We start from the raw sequence: 21226 nt of genomic DNA, 5'->3' as shown, positions 1-21226 counted from the left end.
TCCCCCACCTCGGTCCTCCCCCATAAATGGGGGAGGAAGATGCTGCTATATGTGAGTTGGGAGCTGCATATGGCAGCGTCTCCTTCCCCCGCTTGCGGGGGAAGGCCGGGATGGGGGACAGCAAGCACCTTCTAATGTTACCCATCAGCTCGGTTTGTACCTTTATGGTGACCGCACCGACTTAGCCACGCAGCGCGGGCGCGATGTGGTCGGCAATTAACTCTATGGAACGCAAAATGTCGGCGTGCGGTGGATCGATGGAGTGCACCTGGAAGCTGATATCGGTGACGCGTTGCAACACGCTATCGGCCAGCAGCGATTGCCGCACCCGGTCGGCATCACCAAAGTGTGCGTCCAGCTGACGCGCCTGCTCATCAAGCGTATGGCCAACAACATGTCCTGACTCGCGGAAATGAGCGGCCTGGCGCTGTAAACCGGGCTCGGCAAGACGGCGCGCGTAGTCATTGGAGTCAGCGACAAAAGCGGTGCGCGACGCCAGAATGCGCGGTGCGATGCCTGGCGGTAACGCCGCCAGATAGGCGTCGATCATCGGGTTCTGCATCTGATCGAGCGTTAAATCAGGTTGACCCGCCGGGCGCGGCTGGGTGCGCGACAGCATCAAACCGTGGCCCGCCTGGCCCGCGCGTGCCGCACCCTCTACCGAGAAGGTGGCGATCCACACGCGCTGCGCTAATGTCGGCGCGGCGGGATAGAGATGATTATCCGGATGTCCCAGCGTATCGCCGCGCCATGCGCTAAGCAGCTGATGCAGATGATCGGCAAACACGCTGGCGCGTTGATCGATGGTGATGCCGAACGGCAGAAACGACGTGGCGGTGCCGCCCGATCCTAAACCGACCTCCAGCCGCCCGTTACTCAGCAAATCCAGTACTGCAGCATCTTCAGCCACGCGCAGCGCGTTCTCCATCGCCAGCGTGATGATGCCGGTGCCGAGGCGAATGGTGCGGGTATGCGCGGCAACGTGTGCCAGGAACAGCAGCGGCGACGGCAAGCCGCCCTCTTTTTCATGAAAGTGGTGCTGAGCGATCCACGCACTGTCAAAACCGGTACGCTCGGCGTGCTGAATCTGTTCGGTGGCCAGGCGATAGCGCTGTTGCGCGCTGGTGTCATCCAGCAGGCGGGTGAAAAAGCCAATGCGTTTACGCGTCATGCAGACTCCTTAATCAGCGGACGGAAAGCGGGAATCGCGTCAATCAGCGCGCGGGTATAGGCATGCTGAGGCGCAGAAAATAGCGTGACGGTGTCACCTTGCTCCACCACTTCACCGGCGCGCAGCACGGTGACGCTGTGCGCAATGCGGCGCACGGTGGCGAGATCGTGGGTGATAAACAGGTAGGTGAGGCCGAGTTCGTGTTGCAGTTGCTGCAGTAATTGCAGAATCTGCGCCTGCACCGTGACATCCAGCGCTGAGGTGGCTTCGTCCAGCACCAGAATCGCCGGCTGCAGAATCAGGGCACGGGCAATCGCCACACGCTGCCGCTGGCCGCCGGACAACTCGCGCGGTTTGCGCGTCAATAACTCGAGCGGCAAGGCGACGCGTTGCGCCACCGCTTCGACGCGCTGACGACGCGCTTCGCGGCTGAGTTTTTCAAAGTTAAGCAGCGGCTCTTCAATAATGGCGAACAGCGTTTGGCGCGGATCGAGCGAAGCAAATGGATTCTGATAAACGAACTGAATTTTGCGGCGCAGCTGGCGCTGGGCTTCACCGCGCAACGCGGTGGCATCGATGCCGTCGATCACTACGCGTCCGCTATCGGCCTGCTCAAATCCCAGCAGAATGCGCGCCAGCGTGGTTTTGCCGGAACCGGATTCGCCGACCAGCGCGTGCGTGGTGCCGCGCGCCACGGTGACGCATACCTCTTTGGCCACCTGCAGCTGCTGCTGGCGACCGAGAGAGAACTGTTTGTTGATGCCGGAGAGCTGAATCGTCGGTGATGAGAAGTTGGCACGGGCAGGAACGGCCAGCGCGGCTTCAACGGGATCGGCATCCTGCAGCAGCTGTCGCGTGTAGGGATGCTGCGGCGCGTTGATCACCTGCGCCGCCGGACCTTGCTCTTGCACTTCGCCGTGACGGAACACCAGCAAACGATCGGCGCGTTCTGCCGCCAGCGCTAAATCGTGCGTGACAAACAGCACCGCGGTGCCGGATTCGCGGCGCAGCACGTCCAGCAGATCAAGGATGCGCTTTTGCACCGTCACATCCAGCGCGCTGGTCGGTTCATCGGCGATGATGATTTGTGGGCGCAGGGCGAGGGCGATAGCAATCAGCACCCGCTGTTTCATACCGCCAGAGAGTTGATGCGGATACTGCTTCAGGCGTTGCTCCGGATGGCTCAAACCCACTTTTTGCAACAGCTCCAGCACGCGCTGCTGGCGCTCGGGTTTGCTGATTTTCAGGTGCAGCTGCAGCATTTCACCCACCTGATCGCCGATGGTTTTCACCGGATTGAGCGAGTTGCCCGGATCCTGTGGCACTAAGCTGATGCTGACGCCGCGCAGGCTATCGAGCCGTTTTGAAGACCAACCGGCGATATCGGTGCCGTTCAGCACAATCTTGCCGCTATCACGGCGGCCGTTTTCCGCCATCAAACCCATGATCGCCTGCGCGGTGGTGGTTTTACCGGAACCGGATTCTCCCACCAGTGCCACCATTTCACCGGGCTGTAATTCGAAACTGACGTCGTGTACCACCGCGCGCCACTCGCCGCGCTGGCGATAGCTCAGGGTTAAATTCTCAATGGCTAATAGCGCGCTCATGCGTCACCTCCGGCCAGTTGACGGCTGATGCGATTGGCGGCCAGCACGACGGCGACCACCACGATGCCGGGGAAGGTAGTGAGCCACCAGGCGGTGGCCAGATAGTTGCGGCCTTCGGCGATCAGCAAACCCCATTCTGGCGTTGGCGGCGGCGTGCCGTAGCCGAGAAAACTGAGCGTTGATAACGCCAGAATCGCCTGACCAAACTGCAGGGCGGCGAAGGCGATCACCGCCGTGAGCGAGTTGGGCAAAATATGGCGCCACAGCACGCGCCAGAAACTGCCGCCGCTGCCGTAAGCGGCTTCGACGAATTCACTGCGGCGCACGCGCACCACTTCACCGCGCGCCAGGCGGGCAAAGCTGGCAATCGACGCGATGCCCACCGCCAGTGCGGCGTGCACAGTGCCGAAGCCGAGCAGGATCAGAATGCTCAGTGACAGCAGCAGCGACGGAATCGACAGCAGCACATCGACTACGCGCATCAGCCAATTCTCGCTGCGTCCGCCTATCGCGCCCGCCAGCACGCCGAGCGTGGTGCCGCCAATCAGGCCCATCGCGACGGCGGCGACGGCGGCCGACAGCGACTGTGACGAACCATAAATAATGCGCGCATAGAGATCGCGGCCCAGCTGATCGGTACCGAGCCAGTAAGCGGCCTGCGGCGGCAGACGCTGCGCGCCGGGCACGCCTTCGGTTGGGCTGAAATGGGTAAACAAACTGGGCGCAAAGGCCGCCAGCAGTGCCAGCAGCATCACGCCCCACGCCAGCCACAAGCCCGGCTGGATTTGTAGCGCGCGCGACGCCCGGGCCTTGCCGTTGCTCTGACGCGCAGTTGAGTAATCGACCAGGCTCATCGGTGGCCTCCGGCAATGGATTGCAGACGCGGATCGAACAGCGGCATCAGCGCATCGACCAACAGGTTAATCAGCACAAAGGCCAGCGCAGAGATCATCACCACCGCTTGTAACACCGCGACGTCCTGATTATTCACCGCCTGCTGCGTCAGCTGTCCGATGCCGCTCAAACCAAATACGGTTTCGGTAATCAGCGCACCGGCAATCAGTTCGCCGAGCAGTAAGCCGGCGACGTTGAGTACCGGCAGCAGCGCATTGCGCATCACGTGATGCCACAATACGTGGCTTTCACTGGCGCCTTTGGCGCGTGCCACCGCCACAAACGGCTGGGTGGAAACCTGATCGATACTGCGTAACAGAATCTGCGCCAGCGGCGCGGAGATCGGAATCGCCACGGTAATCACCGGCAGGATCAAACCTTGTAGCGCTGAAGGGTTGATTACCGGAATCCAGCGCAGCTGGAAGGAGAACAGCTGAATCAGCGCGATGCCGAGCCAAAAGGTGGGCAGCGAGATAAACAGCGCGGGCACCGATTGCAGCACGGAACGCAGGAAGCGCAGCCCCGGCAAACGCGACAGCGCCGCCAATGCAAAGGCAATCAGCGTGGCGAGCGCAAAACCGAGCAGCGCCAGTTGCAGCGTGGCGGGCAGGTTGCTGACCAGCTGTTCGCTGACCGGCACGCCTGCCTGCACCGAGTAACCAAAATCGCCGCGCAGCATCGCCAGCAGCGTGTGCACGTACTGCTGCCAGAGCGGATTATCCGCGCCGTAAGCCAGTCGCATTTCGGCGATTTGATCCGGGCTGAGGCCCAGATCCGGGTTCTGAAACTTGATCAGCACCGCATCGCCGGGCAGCACCTGCAGCAGAAAGAACGACAGGGTAAACGCGGCCCACAGCACCAAAACGCTTTGACCCACTCTTCGCAGCAGTGAACGTTGCATCATTGACCTGCCTTAGTGTTTTTCCAGCCACGCGCCGTAGAACGACGGGCGACCCACGGCTTCAAAATTCACGCCTTTCAACCACGGCGCGCCGGCAAAGACCTGCGGTTCTTCGAAGATGGGAATCACATATGCCTGATCGAGCAGATAACGCTGCGCATCGCCGGTTACCGCCAGGCGCTTAGCCGGATCGACCTCCGACGAGATGCTCAGCAATAGCGTGTTGAGCTTGTCGTCGCGAAAGTTCTGCACCTTGTCGCTGGAGCCGCCTTTCTGCAGCAGCGCATCGCGGTTAGTCGGATAGAACTGGCTTTTCACCACGTCGGGATCGGCGCGGCCCACTTCGGAAACCACCAGCGGAGTTTTCAGCGGATCGAGGTTATCCAGCACGCGGCTGCCGGCATCACCGGCTTTTACCGCCAGCGCCACGCCAACCTGACGCCACTGCTGCGCCACCAGCTGCAGCACTTCTTTGTTCTGCGGCTGCGGCAATGACTCATAAATGGTTAACGCCAGCTTCTTGCCATCCTTCTCACGAATGCCGTCGCTGCCCGGTTTCCAGCCCGCTTCATCCAGCAGTTTTTTCGAAAGCGCAGGATCGTATTTCAGCTTGTCGGCGAGGTTGACGTAACCGGCTGCCGAAGTGGCGATCACCGAGGTGGCCTGCGGATAGTTCGGCGAGAACAGGGTTTGCACCACCTGCTGCGCGTTAGTGGCGTGCAGCAGCGCCTGACGCACTTTCACCTCGCTGACCAGCGGGTTATCCGGGCGGAAGCTGATGCTGTCGTTGACGCCGCGCGTGGGTGCGGCATAAATCGGGAAGTTTTGCTGCTGCGCCTGCTTCTCGTCATAGGCTTGCACCTGACGAATAAAGTCGGCCTGACCGGCCAGCAATGCGCCGATGCGCACGCTGTCTTCCGGCGTGACGATAAACTTGATGCCGTCGAGATTGGCAGGACCTTGCTGGGCGCTGTTTTTCGGGCCCCACTGGTAATCTTTGCGCGCGGTTAAATCGACTTCGCGCCCAAGTTTTTCATCGCTGACCACAAACGGGCCGGAGCCAATGATATGGCGCGCATCGCCTAGCTGATCGAAGCTACGCTGCAGGGTGCTGAGGGAAACCAGGCCTGATCCAATGGTTGCGGTGCCCTGCAAAAAACCGGGGGACGGTTTTTTGAAATAGAATTTCACCGTCTGCGCATCAATAACCTCACTGCGATCGTAATTATTAATCACTTCGGAAACCGGCAGGCGCTGGGCTTTATTTCCCAGCCCGTAAGTATCAAAGTTTTTTGCCACCGCATTAGCATCTAATGGCGTGCCATCAGAGAAAGTCACGCCGGGACGAATTTTAAAGGTGTATTCGGTTTTATCGGCGTTGCTGCTCCAGCTTTCGGCAATCCACGGCTCAACCTGTAAAGTTTTTGGATTCTGCCACGTCAGCTTATCGGTTATTTGATTCAGAATACCGCCATTCGGATAAAAGCCGCCAGCGGGTGGATAAAGGTTGGTGTGCGCCTGTTGTTCAAGATAAACCAGCGTACCGCCTTTGACCGGCGTGTCCGCCGCGTGGGCGCTAAAAATCCCTGAGAGCAGGGCTAAACTGAGCGCCTGCAAGTGAAAATGCTTAGTCATGGTGTTTCCCTTTTTTATCAAAGCTTGAGCGGTCTGATTGCATCATCAAATGCCGCATCCGGGAGTTGAACCAATGAATTGCACTAAGCTTTGCCGAAAAAAATAAATAGGATTGGAGAAGGTGAACGGATGTCGTGGCGCTTCTTAACATCTTTGTTGATATGAACAACGATATTGCTTATCCCGTGTATTGTAGCGGCGCAATTTATTGCGCGATAAATCGCGCCGCTACACAATGTGTGAATATTAAATAACCTGCTCACTCCTTATAAATGAGCGTTGTTACATCACCCCCATTAATCGCGGCAGCCACAGCGATAATGCCGGGATATAGGTGATCAGCATCAGCACAATAAATAACACACCATAGAACGGCAGCATGGCCGTGACCACTTGCTCAATTTTCTGCTTACTCACCGCGCTGGCCACAAATAATACCGTGCCGACCGGCGGGGTGATTAAACCAATGCCAAGGTTGGTCAGCATGATCATGCCGAAATGTACCGGATCAACGCCCAGTGCAGTCGCCACGGGCAATAATACCGGCGTCAGAATAAGGATGAGCGGTGCCATGTCCATCAGTGTTCCCACTACCAGTAACAGCAGGTTGATGCACATCAAAATCACATACTTGTTACTGGAAAATTGGGTAAAGGCCTCGGTAATAATGGTGGGTAATTGCATAAAGGTCATTACCGCACCAAAACCGGCGGCGAAGGCAATCAGCACCATCACGATGGTCACCGTTTTGATGGTGCGGAATACCAAAATATGCAACTGAGTCCATTTGAAATCGCGGTAGATAAACATCGTCACGAAGAACGCCCAAATACAGGCTATTGCTGCCGACTCAGAGGCAGTGAAAACGCCCGAGAGTATCCCGCCGAGAATAATAAATATGGTGAACAGTCCCCAAAATGCATCGAAGAAGATTTTCAACGCTTGCTTATAAGGGATGCGCTCGCCTTTGGGATAACCCCGTTTACGCGCAAAGATCAGGCACATGATCATTAAGCACAAACCGAGTAACAGACCTGGAATGATGCCGGCGACAAACAGCGAAGAGATAGTGACGATACCGCCGGTGGCGAGTGAATAAATCACCGAGTTGTGACTGGGCGGAGTTAAAACCGCTTGCACCGAGCCGCTAGCGGTTACTGCTGCAGCGAAATCACGCGGATAGCCTTTCTCCTCCATCTGGGGAATCATGACCGAACCAATTGAGGCGGTATCGGCAACCGACGAGCCCGAAATGGCGCCAAAGAAGGTTGAGGCGACAATATTCACCAGTGACAATCCACCACGAATGAATCCGACAAATATATAGGCGAAATTAACCAACCTGCGGGCAATGCCGCCTTCCGCCATAATGGCGCCAGCCAGAATAAAGAAGGGAATGGTCAGCAGTGAAAATTTGTTAATACCGTTGGTAATCTGAATCACGACGGCTTCCCACGGCAAGTCGATCCACCACGCGCCGATAAATGCGCTTAATCCTACGGCAAACGCGACCGGGAAACCGAGCAACAGCAATACCACCAGACTGCCAATTAAAATGAGTGCGTCCATTTTTTGCTCCGCTTAATGGGTGCCACCAAGAGTGACGATTGCGCGCTGGCTTTGATCGCCATTAATTAATCGCTCAGCGACAAACAACAGCGTAAATACCGCGCCGATCGGGATGGGCAGATACATTTCTCCGTAAGTCACCATGGGTAAAGAAGCCAGCGTTTGTACCCACATCGCTTCGCACAGGTTGTAACTGGCACGGAAAATCACCACACAGGTGACGATCATCAGCAGATCTGACAGTTTTAACAGCCAGCGCTGATTGGCTGGTGAGAGTCGGTCAGTCATCATTGACACGCAGATATGCGTACCCGCGCGGAATCCCACCGGCGCGCCAATAAAGGTAAAGATGATCATGCAAATAATGGCGACCGGTTCAGGCCAGGAAAGCGCATCATTTAACACATAGCGAGAAAAAATCCCGATGGGAATTACTGTCACCATGATCAACAACGCAACGGCGGCAATCGCCATGCACAGTAAATAAAGCCCATCCATCAGACGAGAATATGCAGTCATCGTGTTTACCTGAGTAAAACGCCACGCAGAGACGTGGCGTGGAGAGGATTACTTCACATCAGCAATCTGTGTCATCAGATCCTGATATTTGCCACCAAATTGATCGCGCACTGGCTGCGTCGCCTTGACGAAGGCTTCGCGATCGGTTTGCTGGAAGGTCACGCCACCCGCTTTCATCTTTTCAACGGATTGTTGCGTGTAGGTGGCCCATAACTGGCGTTCTTCATCCTGCGCCTCTTTGCCTAATTTCTTCAGCAGGGCCTGATCCTCAGCGGATAGACGATTCCATAAGGGTTTGGAGTAGAGGATCATTTCGGGCTGAATGAAGTGACCGGTTAGGGTGTAGTACTTAGTGACGGGCATGTAATTGTGGGCGACAAATGTCGGGGGATTGTTTTCGGTGCCATCAACAACACCCGTTTGCATGGCGCTAAACACTTCACTCACGCCCATCGCTACCGGATTCGCGCCCATCGCTTTTAACGTTGCCAGTGAGATGGCACTGTTTTGTACGCGGATTTTCATGCCTTTCAAATCTTCGGGTTTGGCGATGGGTTTTTTGGTGATCATGTTACGCACGCCGGCATCAGTCCAGCCGAGGAAAATCATGCGGGCGTTCGGGTCGTTATCGAATTTCTCGACGATATTTTTCCCGATATCACCATCCAGCACCTTGTGCATATGGTCCTCATCGCGAAAAACATACGGCAAGGTTAATACGCTGGTTTCCGGCGCGATGCTGGTGACCGGTGCCAACGACACGCGAATCATATCAATAGCCCCGAGTTGCACCTGTTGCAGTGTTTGATCTTCATCGCCCAACACGCCGCCAGCATAAACTTTCATTTCTAAGCGCCCGTCAGTGGCTTTTTTTAGCTTCTCGCCCATGTGCTCAAGCGCCACGACGGTGGGATAGCCTGCGGGTTGGACTTCCGCCACTTTGATGACTTTCGCTGACACCACGGCTGGGCAAAATGCTGCAGCGGAGGATAACGAAACTACCAGCAGTAATTTTTTAAACGTCATTCTTTTTTCTCCAGCAAAGGATGAGGCAGAGGTGCGGCGCTGTGATTTTCCGAAGGGAGCCGCGTGGTGCCAGCATAGAGAAAATGTTTCGTGGAAAAACAAGGCAATTGCGATTGAATGAATTACGTCACGTTTTGAAACGATGTTTTAATAATTTTATACGGAATGTCACATTTTCAAAATGTCGCCATAACAATCCCTATTCGGTTTTCTTAATTGTGTGTTTTAAAAGGGATTTAACGAGATTGCCTTAGCCTATCTATCTGATATGCATAAAGTAAATATAGATACGACAATATGATGTTTTACGAATCAGTGATTACCACACCAAACTACTCGCCATATTCACGTTGATAAGGATAAGGCGCATGTCATACCGACTGAGTTTGCTGGATAAATCGCCGATTGCCGATGGAGAGACCGCCAGTCACGCGCTACATCGCACTTTACAGCTGGCGCAACAGGCGGAAGCCTGGGGCTATCACCGCTTCTGGTTGGCGGAGCATCACAATACCGATCGTCTGGCGAGCCCTTCGCCGGAACTGCTGATCGCCTGGATCATTGGCCAGACACAACATATTCGCGTTGGCTCCGGTGGCGTGATGCTGCAGCACTACAGCCCTTACAAGGTGGCGGAAAACTTCAACTTACTGGCATCGCTGGCGCCGGGCCGCATCGACATCGGTGTTGGTAAAGCGCCGGGCGGCTTGCCGCTCTCCACGCGGGCGCTGCAACTCGGTGTCCATCTGCAGGAGAAAGGCAGCTTCGCGGAGCAGCTGACGCTGCTGGATAGCTGGCTGCAGGTGCCGCCGGTAGGCGATGAAGAGATTTTGCGCGCCACGCCGCAGCCGCCGCGTCCGGCGAATCGTTTCCTGCTGGGTGCCAGTGAAGAGAGCGCCAAACTGGCGGCTGAACTCGGCTGGCAGCTGGTATTCGCTGCGCATCACAACGGCGATCCACAGCTGATGGAGAAAGTCCTCAACAGCTATCGTCAGCACAGCAACGGCCAGCGTGCGCTGGTGGCGGTGCAGGTGGTCGTGGCGGATTCTCCGGCGGAAGCCGATCTGCTGGTGGATACGCTGCGCGTCTATCACGTCAGCGTAAAAGATGGCCCAAGCGTCAACGTCGGCAGCGTTGAGCAGGCGGAACGCTATGTGCGTCAGGGCGGCTACAGCGATTACGTGATTGAACCGCGCACGCCATCGTTGCTGAAAGGCACTGCCGCGCAGGTGCATGCCAAGCTGGATGCGCTGCATCAGAATTTCGGCATTGAAGAGTTCGTGATTGATACGCCGGTGGCTGAAGAGCAGGCGCGCGTGAAATCACTCGAACTGTTGGCCACGCACCGTTTAGTGACGGCATGATTCGCCGATTCCGGAGGCAGGTATGACGCAATTTAGCGAACATCAGCTGATCGACTGGCGGCGCGAGCTGCACAGCTGGCCGGAGTTATCCGGTCGCGAAGTCGAAACCACTGCGCGCCTGCGCCGCTGGTTACAGGACGCCGGTTTGCGTCTGCTGGACTACCCGCTGGAAACCGGCGTAGTGGTAGAAGTAGGACGCGGCGACACGCTGATTGCGCTGCGTGCCGATATCGATGCGTTACCTATTCACGAAGCCACCGGACTCGCTTACCGCTCGCGCAATAGCGGTGTGATGCACGCCTGCGGTCACGATGTGCACAGCGCCGTAATGCTGGGTGCGGCATTACAACTGAAAGCGATTGAAGATCAGTTGCCAGGCCGCATCCGTATTCTGTTCCAACCGGCGGAAGAGAACGCTACCGGTGCACGCCAGCTGATTAATGCCGGGGTGCTCGACGGCGTGCAGGCGATTTTCGGTATGCACAATGAACCCGGTTTACCGACCGGCACCTTTGCCACGCGCGGCGGCGCGTTTTATGCCAATGCGGATAAATTTATCGTACGCGTGGGCGGTAAAGGCGCGCATGCGGCGCACCCGGAAGAGGGCGTCGATAGCATTGTGGTCGCCAGCCAGATCATTCAGGCGCTGCAATCGCTCACCAGCCGTAGCTTCAATACGCTGGATAGCTTAGTGCTGAGCGTCACGCGCATCGACGCCGGCAAAACCTGGAACGTGCTGCCCGGTGAGGCTGAATTTGGCGGCACGGTACGCACCCATGTCAAGCAGGTGCGCGCCGAGCTGGAGCAGCGCGCACGCACCCTGGTGGAGAACATCGCGGCAGCCAACGCTGCCAGCGCTACCTTTAGCTGGCATCCTGGTCCTCCGGTGCTGGAGAACGATGCGCGCTGGGCGCAGTTTGCCAGCCACGTGGCGCAGCAAGCCGGTTACCGCGTGCAAACCGCCGAGCTACATCTTGGCGGTGAAGATTTCGCATTCTACTTACAGCACATCCCCGGCGCGTTTGTCAGCATTGGCAGCGCCAGCGAGTTTGGTCTGCATCATGGCGGCTTCAACCCTGATGAAGCGCTGATTGCCCCCGCTGCACACTACTTTACGCAACTGGCTCAGCAAGCATTGCAGCACCTCAATGCGCGATGTCGTGACGCCATCCTGAACTAACTCGATTCACTCATTTAATACCTGTTCTGCACGGCGACGCTCTGTCGCCGTCAGGCTGCGCCTTGGCAAAAGAGAGAACATTATGACTGCAAGACAACTGCGATTGGGCACCATCCTGCATGGCGCATCTGGCAATATGTCCGCGTGGCGTCATCCGGCGGCGCTGGCCGATGCCAGTATCAATTTTGACTATGCCAAACACATCGCGCGTAAGGCGGAAGCGGGCAAGCTGGATTTCCTGTTTGTCGCCGATGGTCTGTTTATTAACGAGAAATCGATCCCGCATTTTCTTAATCGCTTTGAACCGCTAACGTTGCTGTCGGCACTGGCGGGCGTCACCGAGCATCTCGGTTTGGTCGGCACCGTGTCCACGTCCTATAGCGAACCCTTCACCGTGGCGCGTCAGTTTGCCAGCCTCGATCATCTGAGCTGCGGTCGCGCCGGCTGGAACGTGGTGACCTCGCCGCTGGAGGGATCGGCGAAGAACTTCTCGCGTCAGCAGCATCCGGAACACGCGCTGCGCTATCGCATTGCCGATGAGTATCTGCAAGTGGTGAAAGGGCTGTGGGATTCGTGGGAACACGATGCTTTCGTGCGCAATAAAGAGAGCGGTCAGTTCTTTGATGCCAGCAAACTGCACACCTTGAATCACCACGGCGATTTCTTCCAGGTGCAGGGGCCGCTGAACATCGAACGCACGCCGCAAGGCCGTCCAGTGGTGTTTCAGGCGGGCGCGTCTGAAGATGGCAGAAAGCTGGCGGCGCGCCATGCCGATGCCATTTTTACCCATCAGCCGACGCGTGAAGAAGCGCAGGAGTTCTACCGCGATGTGAAAAAGCAGCTGGTGGCGAACGGCCGTGAGCCAGGCGATTTGCACATTTTCCAGGGCGTCGGCGTGATTGTGGGCGACAGCGCGGAAGATGTGGAGCAGCAGTATCAAACCACCGCGGCGCTGGTTTCCATCAAGGATGCGCTCAACTATCTCGGTCGCTTCTTCGATCATCACGACTTCTCGCAATATCCGCTGGATGAACCGTTCCCGGAACTCGGCGCTATCGGTCAGAACAGCTTCCGCAGCACCACCGACGAAATCAAACGCAAGGCGCGCGAGCACGGTCATACGCTGCGTCAGGCGGCGTTGGAGGCTGCGACGCCGCGTCCATTGTTCCACGGCACGCCAGAACAGGTGGCTGACGGTTTGCAGCTGTGGTTTGAGAGCGAAGCGACCGATGGCTTCATCATTCAGGGCGGCACGCCCGATACCTTCGAACGCTTTGTCGATCGCGTGGTACCGATTCTGCAAGCGCGCGGCTTAACCCGTACCGAATATCCTGGCACCACGCTGCGTGCCAGCTTTGGCCTAAAAGATCCGCTTAACCAATTCACACAACAATAAGAGTCGAGAAAACGCTATGCAGAAAAAATCCCTTATCGCGCTGCTGTTGCTGGGCATGAGCAGCGCCGTATTTGCCGAGGATGTGGCGGTTAACGGTCAGAATGTCAGTGTGGAAGCCAACAAAACGCCGATCAATACCGCGAAGAATGACGCCGCTGTGGCGCAGATTCCGGCCGGACATCGCTTCGCGGTGCCAGGTTCATTCACTGTGGCCGTCGCCGCGCTCAACTCACCGCCGCTGACGGTGTTCAGTGATGACAACAAAACCCTGCTCGGCAGCGAAGTGGATATCGCCCGCTTAGTCGCCGATAGCCTGGGTTTGAAACTTAACGTGGTGCCAACCTCGTGGGAAGACTGGCCGCTTGGCGTGGCATCGGGTAAATACGATGCGGCGATCAGTAACGTGACCGTCACCAAAGAGCGTAAAGAGCGCTTCGATTTCGCCACCTACCGCAAAGATTCACTCGGTTTTTACGTTAAATCCACCAGCCCGATTAAGGCGATCACCAAAGCAGAAGATATCGCCGGACTGCGCATTATCGTTGGCTCCGGTACCAATCAGGAGTCGATCCTGTTGGCCTGGGATAAAGAGAATCAGGCCAAAGGGTTGAAGCCGTTTACGCCGGTGTATACCAAAGACGATGCGGCACAAACCCTGGCGCTGCAGTCGGGTCGCGCGGATGCCTTTTTTGGCCCCAACGTGATTGGCGCGTGGAAAGCGGCGTTGACTAAACAGACGCGTTTGGTGGGCAGCGTCGATGGTGGCTGGCCGAAAGCGGCACACATCGCGGTGACGGTGAAGAAAGATGGCGGCCTGGTGCAGCCGATCAACACCGCGCTGAATGGCGTGATCAAGAACGGTGATTACGACAAGGTGCTGAAGCGCTGGGGGGAAGGCGTCGAGCGCATCGACAGTTCCGAAATCAATCCAGCCGGCTTGGGCGACTAAGGAGGCCGCATGAGCGAGCAATTTTTCCGCGAAGTGTCACCGGAAGCGCCGGAGCTGCAGCCGATTTTGACTGGACTGTTTGGCGAATATACGGCGCGCTACGGCGAATTCTTTACCAGCCAAAAAGAGGTTGAGCTGACCGAATGGTATTTGCCGCCGCGCGGGCTATTTATTGTGCTGGAGCGCGACGGCGAGATTATCGCCATGGGGGCTTACAAACCGTATGACGCGGTGACCGCCGAGTTCAAGCGCATCTGGACGCGCAGCGATCTGCGTCGTCAGGGTTTGGCGCTGCTGATCCTGCAGGAACTGGAGCGGCGTGCGTTGCGTGCGGGTTACCAGCGCGTGTTTCTCACCACCGGCTTCCGCCAGCCGGAAGCGGTGAAGCTGTATATCGGCCATGGTTATCAGCCACAGTTTGAGCTGCTGGAGGATATGGAGATCTACAGCCGCCCGCCACACGATGGACGCTTGCGCTTCCTGAAAGTGATTGATGTGCATAGCGTGGCGCAGGCCAGCTAAGGAGTAACAATGAACGATCAACAACGATTAACCGTGGTGCCGGCGCGATATCCGGCACGTACCGTCGGCGCGATTGTCGCGCTGTTTATTCTGGCCAGCGTGATCGATTCCGTTGCCTTTAACCCGCGCTGGGAATGGGGCGTGTTCGCCAAATGGTTTTTTGATCCGGTGATCCTTAGCGGTTTAGGGCAAACCCTGCTGCTAACGCTGTTTGGCACTCTTCTCAGCCTGATCTTCGGCGGCCTGCTGGCGCTGGCGCGGCTTTCGTCATCGTGGCTGCTGAGCACGCTGGCGTTCGGCTATATCTGGCTGTTCCGCTCGCTGCCGCTGATTGTGGTGCTAATCATCCTGTACAATTTCTCCTATCTGTACGACACGCTGTCGCTCGGCATTCCGTTTACCGCGCTGTCGTGGGGCCATTTCCAGACCATAAACGTGCTCGGCCAGTTCCCGGCAGCGGTGATTGGGTTGACGTTGGTGCAGAGCGCCTACAGCGCCGAGATCATTCGCGGCGGCTTTTTGGGTGTCGACCACGGTCAGTTTGAAGCGGCATCGGCGCTCGGTTTGTCCTCAACGCGGCGTACTTTCCGCATCATTCTGCCGCAGGCGCTACGCGCGATCATTCCTACTACGTTTAACGAAATTATCAGCCTCGCCAAAGGCACCTCAATGGTGTACGTGCTGGCGATGCCGGAGCTGTTTTACACCATCCAGATGATCTACAACCGTACCCAGCAGGTGATTCCGCTGCTGATGGTCGGTGCCGCCTGGTATCTGATTATCACCACCGTGTTGTCACTGCTGCAGCACAGCGTTGAGCGCTGGCTGGCACGCAGCGTCACGCGTGAACCACAGCCGTCGCGCTGGCGTCAATGGCGTAACCGCAGCGCCAAACCTGCAACCGAGGAGCTCTCCCATGTCCGAAGCCATTGATTACCGCAAGAATCTGCATACCGCTGGCGCAATTAGCATTACCGGCGTGAGCAAATCGTTCGGCAAGCTAAAAGCGCTGGATGACGTGTCCCTGGAACTGGAACCGGGATCGGTCACAGTAATCCTCGGTCCATCCGGTTCGGGTAAATCGACGCTGCTGCGCACCATTAACCATTTGGAGCGCGTCGATGAAGGGTATATCCAGATTGATGGCGACTATATTGGCTATCAGCGGCGCGGCGACAAGCTTTATGAGCTGAAGGAAAAGGCGATTCTGCGTCAGCGCATCAACGTCGGCTACGTGTTCCAGAACTTCAACTTGTTCCCGCATCTGACGGTGCTGGAGAACCTGATTGAAGCGCCGATTGCGCATCGTCAGCTGTCGCGGCGTGAAGCTATCGATCGCGCGGGCGATCTGCTGGATGTGGTGGGGTTGCGCCACAAAGCCGATGCCTGGCCGCGTCATCTCTCCGGCGGTCAGCAGCAGCGTATCGCCATTGCGCGGGCGCTAATGCTCAATCCACGCGTGATGCTGTTTGACGAACCGACATCGGCACTCGATCCCGAGCTGGTGGGCGAAGTACTGGACGTGATTAAAAAGCTGGCGCGTTCCGGTACCACGCTGGTGATTGTGACGCATGAAGTTGGCTTTGCACGTGAAGTGGCCGATAACGTGGTGTTTATGGTTGACGGCCGCATTGTTGAGCAGGGCAGCAGCCATCAGGTGCTGAATCAGCCGCGCCATGAGCGCACTAAACGTTTTCTGGCGCGGGTACTTTAATGCAACGTGTAATTATTACAGCGCTACTGAGCGCGATGTTGGCCTCTCCGGCTATCGCGGCAGAAACGCTGGATGCCAAAAATAACGAAACGCCGATCAATATTGCCGCCAATCCGCAGGCGATTGCCAAAATTCCGGCCGGTTTTCATTTCGTCAATCCAGGCTATTTAACGGTAGCGACTACCGCGATGAATTCACCGCCGATTGGGTTGTGGGCGTCGGATAATAAGACGCTAATTGGCAGCGATCCGGATATGGCGCGCCTGCTGGCGGATAGTCTGGGCCTTAAATTGAAACTGGTGCCGGCGGCGTGGGAAGATTGGCCGCTGGGCATAACTGCCGGACGCTATGACGTGGCCATGTTCAATATTGCGGTGACCGAGGAGCGCAAGAAGAAGTTCGATTTCGCCACCTATCGCGCGGATAACCATGCGTTTGCGGTGAAAATTAACAGCGCGATTACCGCAATCAAAGGGCGCGAGGATGTGGCGGGTAAACGCATCATCGTCGGTTCCGGTACCAATCAGGATCGTATTCTGCTCGGCTGGGATGAGAAGAACCGTGCGCAGGGCTTAGCGCCGGTGCAACCGATTTATCTCAATGATGATGCGGCGGCGACGCTGGCGCTGCTTTCCGGACGCGCGGATGCGTCGTTTGGCCCGCAGGCGCTGGCGGCATGGAAGGTTGCTTCACGCGGACAAACCAAAATCGTCGGCCACGGCCCGTTCCGCGCATGGGTGGCGGTAACGACGAAGAAAGGGAATGGCCTGGACGTGGCGCTGCAGCAGGCGATTAACGGCGCTATCGCCAGCGGCGAGTACCAACAGGTGCTGGCGCGCTGGGGTGAACAGGAGGAGGCGGTTGAAACATCTCAGGTTAATCCACCGGGCATTGTTTATCAGTAATTGTTTTTAATTGGCCTGATTTTGTGAGAAAGCTCACGATGTAAAAGTCGTGGGCTTTTTTGTTTTATTTAGATGGCTGCGCATTTTATTGCGGTATTTAATAAGTGATTGCGCTTAGTCGTATTTTTTTAATGTCCACTTCTTATGGCAAACGCTAATGTTTTTTAAGAATTGCTGTGCCACGATACTGATGGTTTTGGGCGAGTGCGGTGTTTAACGTTCACCATATTGAAAGGGAGTTTGATGATATGGCTTACCGTCGACCTGCATCACCCAATCAATAGCAAACAAGATTGGGGTGAAGTAATGTTAGCTGAACCGTTAAGTAAAAGCGTTATCAATTATTCGTGCCGTCGACCTAAATGCGATCAAGGCGGACAACCACCGGGCGGAGGAAAAGGAATGCAAGAACGGGTTAAAAGGCTGGAAGACCATGTAACAAAGCTGGTTGCTGATGTGGCAGTAATTAAATCGAACTATGCGACTAAGGAGGATGTGGCTGCGGTGAAAGCGGATGTGGCAGTGATCAAGTCCAATTACGCCACTAAAGAGGATGTTGCGGCGATAAAGGTAGATTTGTATAAAGCGATGATGACGCAAACTAAATGGATGGTGACTACCCAATTTGTAACCTTAGGAGCGGGTCTTTCACTTGCGAAATTGCTGTTTTAATGAGTATGCCTTGTACCGGTCGCCATTAATGGCGACCCTACGAGATCGTAAGGTGCGCATTAATGCGCACCGGGTAAATAGTAATTTATATTTTGGCTTTTTTAATCCATAGCGCTGCATCGGCCACGGGAAGCGGTCGGGCAAAATGATAGCCCTGGAACAAGTGACAACCTTTATCGCGCAGGTAAGTGAAATATTCCTCGCTTTCGATGCCTTCGGCGAGGACCTTCATCCCCATTTCACGTGATAGCTCAATGGTTTTCTGCACTACAATTGCCGATGATTCATTCTTGAATATTTGCATAATCAGCGATTTATCAATTTTTATATCATCAATGGCGAAGTCGCTAATTGATTTCAGCGACGAATAGCCTACGCCAAAGTCATCAATCGCCCACTTGATACCTAGCTGGCTAAAGTGGCTGATAACATCGCCAATGCGCTTTTGATCGTAAATAAACGTCGTCTCAGTGATTTCGAACTTCAAGCGTTCAGGTCGAATTTTGTAATGTGACAGTGCCAGTAACGTGTCCTGAGTAAAATCTCTGTGCATTAACTGCAGTGGACTGATGTTAATAGAGAAGACTAAATCGCCCAGATATTGCGCACGATCCCATTCGGCGATTTGCTGCAGAGTGCGCTCCATGACCCATTTACCGATTTCGATAATTAAGCCGCTTTTCTCCGCGACGGGAATAAACACTTCAGGGGAGATAAATCCTTTGGCAGGGTGCTTCCAGCGCAATAGCGCTTCGAAACCAATCAGCTTCTTATCACTGTCGACCTGAGGCTGGTAATAGAGCTCCAATTGGTTTTTACCCATCGCCAGCGCAAGCTCACGTTTGATTAGGTCAGTTTCAGAGTAGTTACCGCGCAGGGTAAAGGCGGTTAATAACAGTGAAATCATCGGTACCGCGCAGTTTACGATATAGAATCCCGACTCTTGCGGGAAATTAAAATGGAACTGTTTGAACTGCCAGGTCAAGCCAGTCGAAATAAAAAACAGATAAACCGCCAGACAGATTAGCGGAAATATCTTGCTTAAATAGGGTGATTGCTGACGTAACACCAACGCCGATCCCACGGTTAACGCAATCAGATAGTTGTATTCGGAGTGTTTTTCAATCGCATGACCATTATCCAGCAGGAACAGTAGTATTATGATCAGTAACAAAGCATGGACGATGACATACAGATGTTTATTCAGCTGGTCACGAAAAGCGGCGGCTGAAATATAAAATCCAAAGGCGGTGCTCAAGCAATATAGACCTGCAATCTCATTGTGCCCGCTGTAGTAATTGCTTACCACCATATAAGTGCCGGCTAAAATGCTGGAAAACCCTGCAATTAATAAGGTTAAGCGTAATTTTTTCTCAGGACTGTCACCTTGTAAAATAAAGGGCAGGTTCTTTACCATAGAATATCTGGAATTAAAATAAGAGATCATCTGGAGTTCTCATTTCTTTACTGTCATATTAATTTAATATTTTGTTATAACTATTCTAGGGTTAAGCGAGGCGAGTGCCATAACTTTTTGCTGAAATTTTACATTTGGCTGAGCTGATTTAAAATTTGGCCCAGGCAATGACAATTGTCTAATTTCTTCTGCTCAGGTGGTTCAAGCGTTCAGCAATTTTGCTCAATGCGCGATGAGCTAAACGCATCCCGATCAACTGTGCTTTTGCCGCTGAAAGAGATTGTTCCTACCCAGTTAACCCTTCACGCGTTAGAATGAAAGCATAATCAACAGGCTGTCTCAGAACGTAAATTCACTCTTAACTTACTGATTGCAATGAAAATACGATTCCTGTCCGCAAATGAACTAAAGCTGGCCGAGGTGCGTACCATCCTTGAGCCGGTGGGCGTCGAGGTTCTTCCTATCGCACGCCGTATCGAAGAGATCCAGACGGAAAATGAAGTTGAACTGGTGCGCGATAAGCTCACTAAGGCGTTCTCGATTATTGGTCGCCCACTGTTCGTTGAGCATACCGGATTGTATCTGGACGGCTTAAATGGCTTACCGGCCGGGCTGACGCGCATCTTCTGGAGCCGTCTCAATGCCGAACGTTTTACCAAACTGGTGAATGGTTTGGACAGTCCCTGCGTCACGGCGAAAACCGTGCTGGGCTACTGCGACGGACAAAAAATGTATCAGTTTGAAGGTGAGCTGCGCGGCACTATTGCCACTAAGCCTGCCGGTCCGCAAGAGTTTCAGTGGGACTGCGTGTTTATCCCGGAAGGCCACACGCAAACCTTTGCCGAAATGGGCGAATTAAAAAATGAGATCTCCATGCGTCGCCTGGCGCTGGATCGCTTCGCTACCTTCTTGAAAACATCGCGGGGATTGGCATGAAACCGGAGCTCAAACGCGCCTACGACGCCGGTAAACTGATCCTGTTTGCGGGTGCAGGTATCTCGCGCAATCTTGGCCTGCCGGAGTGGCATGAGTTGATTGCCCATTTGGCTAAAGAGCTGGGTTACGACCCGAAGATTTTCAATACTTACGGCACGCATCTGTCGCTAGCGGAATATTATAAGCAGCGTAAAGGTTCACTTGGGCCGCTGCGTAGCTGGATGGATCGCGAATGGCATCGTCCGGATATCGACGTACGCAGTTCTGAAATTCACACCATGATCACCCAGGGCAATTTCTCACGCATCTATACCACCAATTATGACCGCTGGCTGGAGATGGCGCATGAAGCGCATAACGTGCCTTACAGCAAGGTAGCCAATGCCGCAGACCTGGTGTCATTGACCGAGGATAAACGCCATATCATTAAACTGCACGGCGATTTCGACGACGATACCTCGATTGTATTGGATGAGAGCAGCTACTTTGAGCGCCTCTATTTCGATTCGCCGCTCGACATTAAATTGACGCATGACGTGATGGGTAACTCGGTATTGTTTGTCGGCTACAGCATCAGTGATTTCAATATTCGTCTGCTATTCTACCGCCTGACAAAAATGTGGGGTCGAACCGGACTGGCCACCGCGCGCCCCAAATCCTATCTGTTCACCAACCGTAACAATCCGGTGGCGAAAGAGGTGCTGGGACAGTGGGGCATTGAGATGATCGTTTCTGAAGAGGACGATCCGCGCAAAGCACTAGCGCTCTTCCTGGAAGAATTACTGGCTTAAGGGCAGAAAGTGATTGCCTGAAAAAGTTTGATCAGAATATACTGTATATAAATACAGT

At 55.0% G+C, this 21226-nt stretch carries 20 protein-coding genes; 11 read left to right on the top strand and 9 right to left on the bottom strand.

From position 1 onward, the window contains the following. Positions 1–181 precede the first annotated feature (181 nt). From PMI17_RS15610 to PMI17_RS15575, 8 genes are all read right to left on the bottom strand, one after another. Entirely contained in the window at positions 182–1171 is a 990-nt protein-coding gene (locus tag PMI17_RS15610; protein ID WP_009128485.1) for a putative FMN-dependent luciferase-like monooxygenase, read from the bottom strand. Then, positions 1168–2778 (bottom strand): ABC transporter ATP-binding protein, encoded by a 1611-nt coding sequence (locus PMI17_RS15605; RefSeq protein WP_009128483.1) that lies wholly within the window; start codon positions 2776–2778, stop codon positions 1168–1170. Before PMI17_RS15605 ends, PMI17_RS15610 begins: the two co-directional genes overlap by 4 nt. Then, positions 2775–3632, bottom strand: a complete 858-nt coding sequence (locus PMI17_RS15600; RefSeq protein ID WP_009128481.1) for an ABC transporter permease — start codon at positions 3630–3632, stop codon at positions 2775–2777. Before PMI17_RS15600 ends, PMI17_RS15605 begins: the two co-directional genes overlap by 4 nt. Continuing rightward, a complete protein-coding gene (locus PMI17_RS15595; RefSeq protein WP_036621453.1) occupies positions 3629–4573 on the bottom strand; it encodes an ABC transporter permease in 945 nt (314 codons plus the stop codon). The genes PMI17_RS15600 and PMI17_RS15595 overlap by 4 nt, the downstream gene beginning before the upstream one ends. Positions 4574–4585: 12 nt before the next feature. Continuing rightward, positions 4586–6208, bottom strand: a complete 1623-nt coding sequence (locus PMI17_RS15590; protein WP_009128476.1) for a TIGR04028 family ABC transporter substrate-binding protein — start codon at positions 6206–6208, stop codon at positions 4586–4588. Between the two features lie 282 nt (positions 6209–6490). Further along, positions 6491–7777 carry a TRAP transporter large permease gene (locus PMI17_RS15585; RefSeq protein WP_009128473.1) on the bottom strand — a complete coding sequence of 429 codons (1287 nt, stop codon included), beginning with the start codon at positions 7775–7777 and terminating at the stop codon, positions 6491–6493. Positions 7778–7789: 12 nt separating this feature from the next. Then, on the bottom strand, positions 7790–8296 hold the full coding sequence (locus PMI17_RS15580) for a TRAP transporter small permease (protein WP_009128472.1): 507 nt from the start codon (positions 8294–8296) through the stop codon (positions 7790–7792). Between the two features lie 48 nt (positions 8297–8344). Next, positions 8345–9322: a TRAP transporter substrate-binding protein gene (locus tag PMI17_RS15575; RefSeq protein ID WP_009128469.1), complete on the bottom strand. Its 978-nt coding sequence runs from the start codon at positions 9320–9322 to the stop codon at positions 8345–8347. 368 nt (positions 9323–9690) lie between these two features. On the opposite strand from PMI17_RS15575, the gene PMI17_RS15570 reads away from it, so the two are divergent. The 9 genes from PMI17_RS15570 to PMI17_RS25755 all read left to right on the top strand — a co-directional run bounded on the left by PMI17_RS15570 (position 9691) and on the right by PMI17_RS25755 (position 18024). Next, entirely contained in the window at positions 9691–10686 is a 996-nt protein-coding gene (locus PMI17_RS15570; RefSeq protein WP_009128467.1) for an MsnO8 family LLM class oxidoreductase, read from the top strand. A gap of 22 nt (positions 10687–10708) precedes the next feature. Then, positions 10709–11866: an amidohydrolase gene (locus PMI17_RS15565; protein WP_009128466.1), complete on the top strand. Its 1158-nt coding sequence runs from the start codon at positions 10709–10711 to the stop codon at positions 11864–11866. An 82-nt stretch (positions 11867–11948) separates the two neighbouring features. After that, the gene (locus PMI17_RS15560; RefSeq protein WP_009128464.1) at positions 11949–13262 is read left to right on the top strand and encodes an LLM class flavin-dependent oxidoreductase; all 1314 of its coding nucleotides are present in this window, start codon (positions 11949–11951) and stop codon (positions 13260–13262) included. 16 nt (positions 13263–13278) lie between these two features. After that, positions 13279–14211: an ABC transporter substrate-binding protein gene (locus tag PMI17_RS15555; RefSeq protein WP_009128463.1), complete on the top strand. Its 933-nt coding sequence runs from the start codon at positions 13279–13281 to the stop codon at positions 14209–14211. Between the two features lie 9 nt (positions 14212–14220). After that, positions 14221–14733 (top strand): GNAT family N-acetyltransferase, encoded by a 513-nt coding sequence (locus tag PMI17_RS15550; RefSeq protein ID WP_009128461.1) that lies wholly within the window; start codon positions 14221–14223, stop codon positions 14731–14733. Positions 14734–14742: 9 nt separating this feature from the next. Beyond that, entirely contained in the window at positions 14743–15666 is a 924-nt protein-coding gene (locus PMI17_RS15545) for an amino acid ABC transporter permease (RefSeq protein ID WP_009128459.1), read from the top strand. Then, on the top strand, positions 15650–16447 hold the full coding sequence (locus tag PMI17_RS15540) for an amino acid ABC transporter ATP-binding protein (protein ID WP_009128457.1): 798 nt from the start codon (positions 15650–15652) through the stop codon (positions 16445–16447). Before PMI17_RS15545 ends, PMI17_RS15540 begins: the two co-directional genes overlap by 17 nt. After that, the gene (locus PMI17_RS15535) at positions 16447–17352 is read left to right on the top strand and encodes an ABC transporter substrate-binding protein (RefSeq protein WP_009128455.1); all 906 of its coding nucleotides are present in this window, start codon (positions 16447–16449) and stop codon (positions 17350–17352) included. Before PMI17_RS15540 ends, PMI17_RS15535 begins: the two co-directional genes overlap by 1 nt. A 243-nt stretch (positions 17353–17595) precedes the next feature. Further along, positions 17596–18024 carry a hypothetical protein gene (locus PMI17_RS25755; RefSeq protein WP_238541552.1) on the top strand — a complete coding sequence of 143 codons (429 nt, stop codon included), beginning with the start codon at positions 17596–17598 and terminating at the stop codon, positions 18022–18024. Between the two features lie 85 nt (positions 18025–18109). Here the strand turns inward: PMI17_RS25755 and PMI17_RS15525 are convergent, their stop codons facing one another. After that, complete coding sequence (locus PMI17_RS15525) at positions 18110–19441, bottom strand: bifunctional diguanylate cyclase/phosphodiesterase (protein ID WP_238541551.1); 1332 nt, start codon at positions 19439–19441, stop codon at positions 18110–18112. A 375-nt stretch (positions 19442–19816) separates the two neighbouring features. Between PMI17_RS15525 and PMI17_RS15520 the strand changes: the two genes are divergently transcribed. Both PMI17_RS15520 and PMI17_RS15515 read left to right on the top strand, forming a co-directional pair. Beyond that, positions 19817–20377, top strand: coding sequence for a non-canonical purine NTP pyrophosphatase (locus PMI17_RS15520; RefSeq protein WP_009128449.1), 561 nt, complete (start codon positions 19817–19819; stop codon positions 20375–20377). Next, on the top strand, positions 20374–21168 hold the full coding sequence (locus PMI17_RS15515; protein ID WP_008108794.1) for an SIR2 family protein: 795 nt from the start codon (positions 20374–20376) through the stop codon (positions 21166–21168). The genes PMI17_RS15520 and PMI17_RS15515 overlap by 4 nt, the downstream gene beginning before the upstream one ends. Positions 21169–21226: the final 58 nt, after the last annotated feature.

It is taken from the genome of Pantoea sp. GM01, from assembly GCF_000282675.1.
Lineage (GTDB): Bacteria > Pseudomonadota > Gammaproteobacteria > Enterobacterales > Enterobacteriaceae > Pantoea > Pantoea nemavictus.
This window is presented reverse-complemented; position numbering and strand designations above follow the sequence as displayed.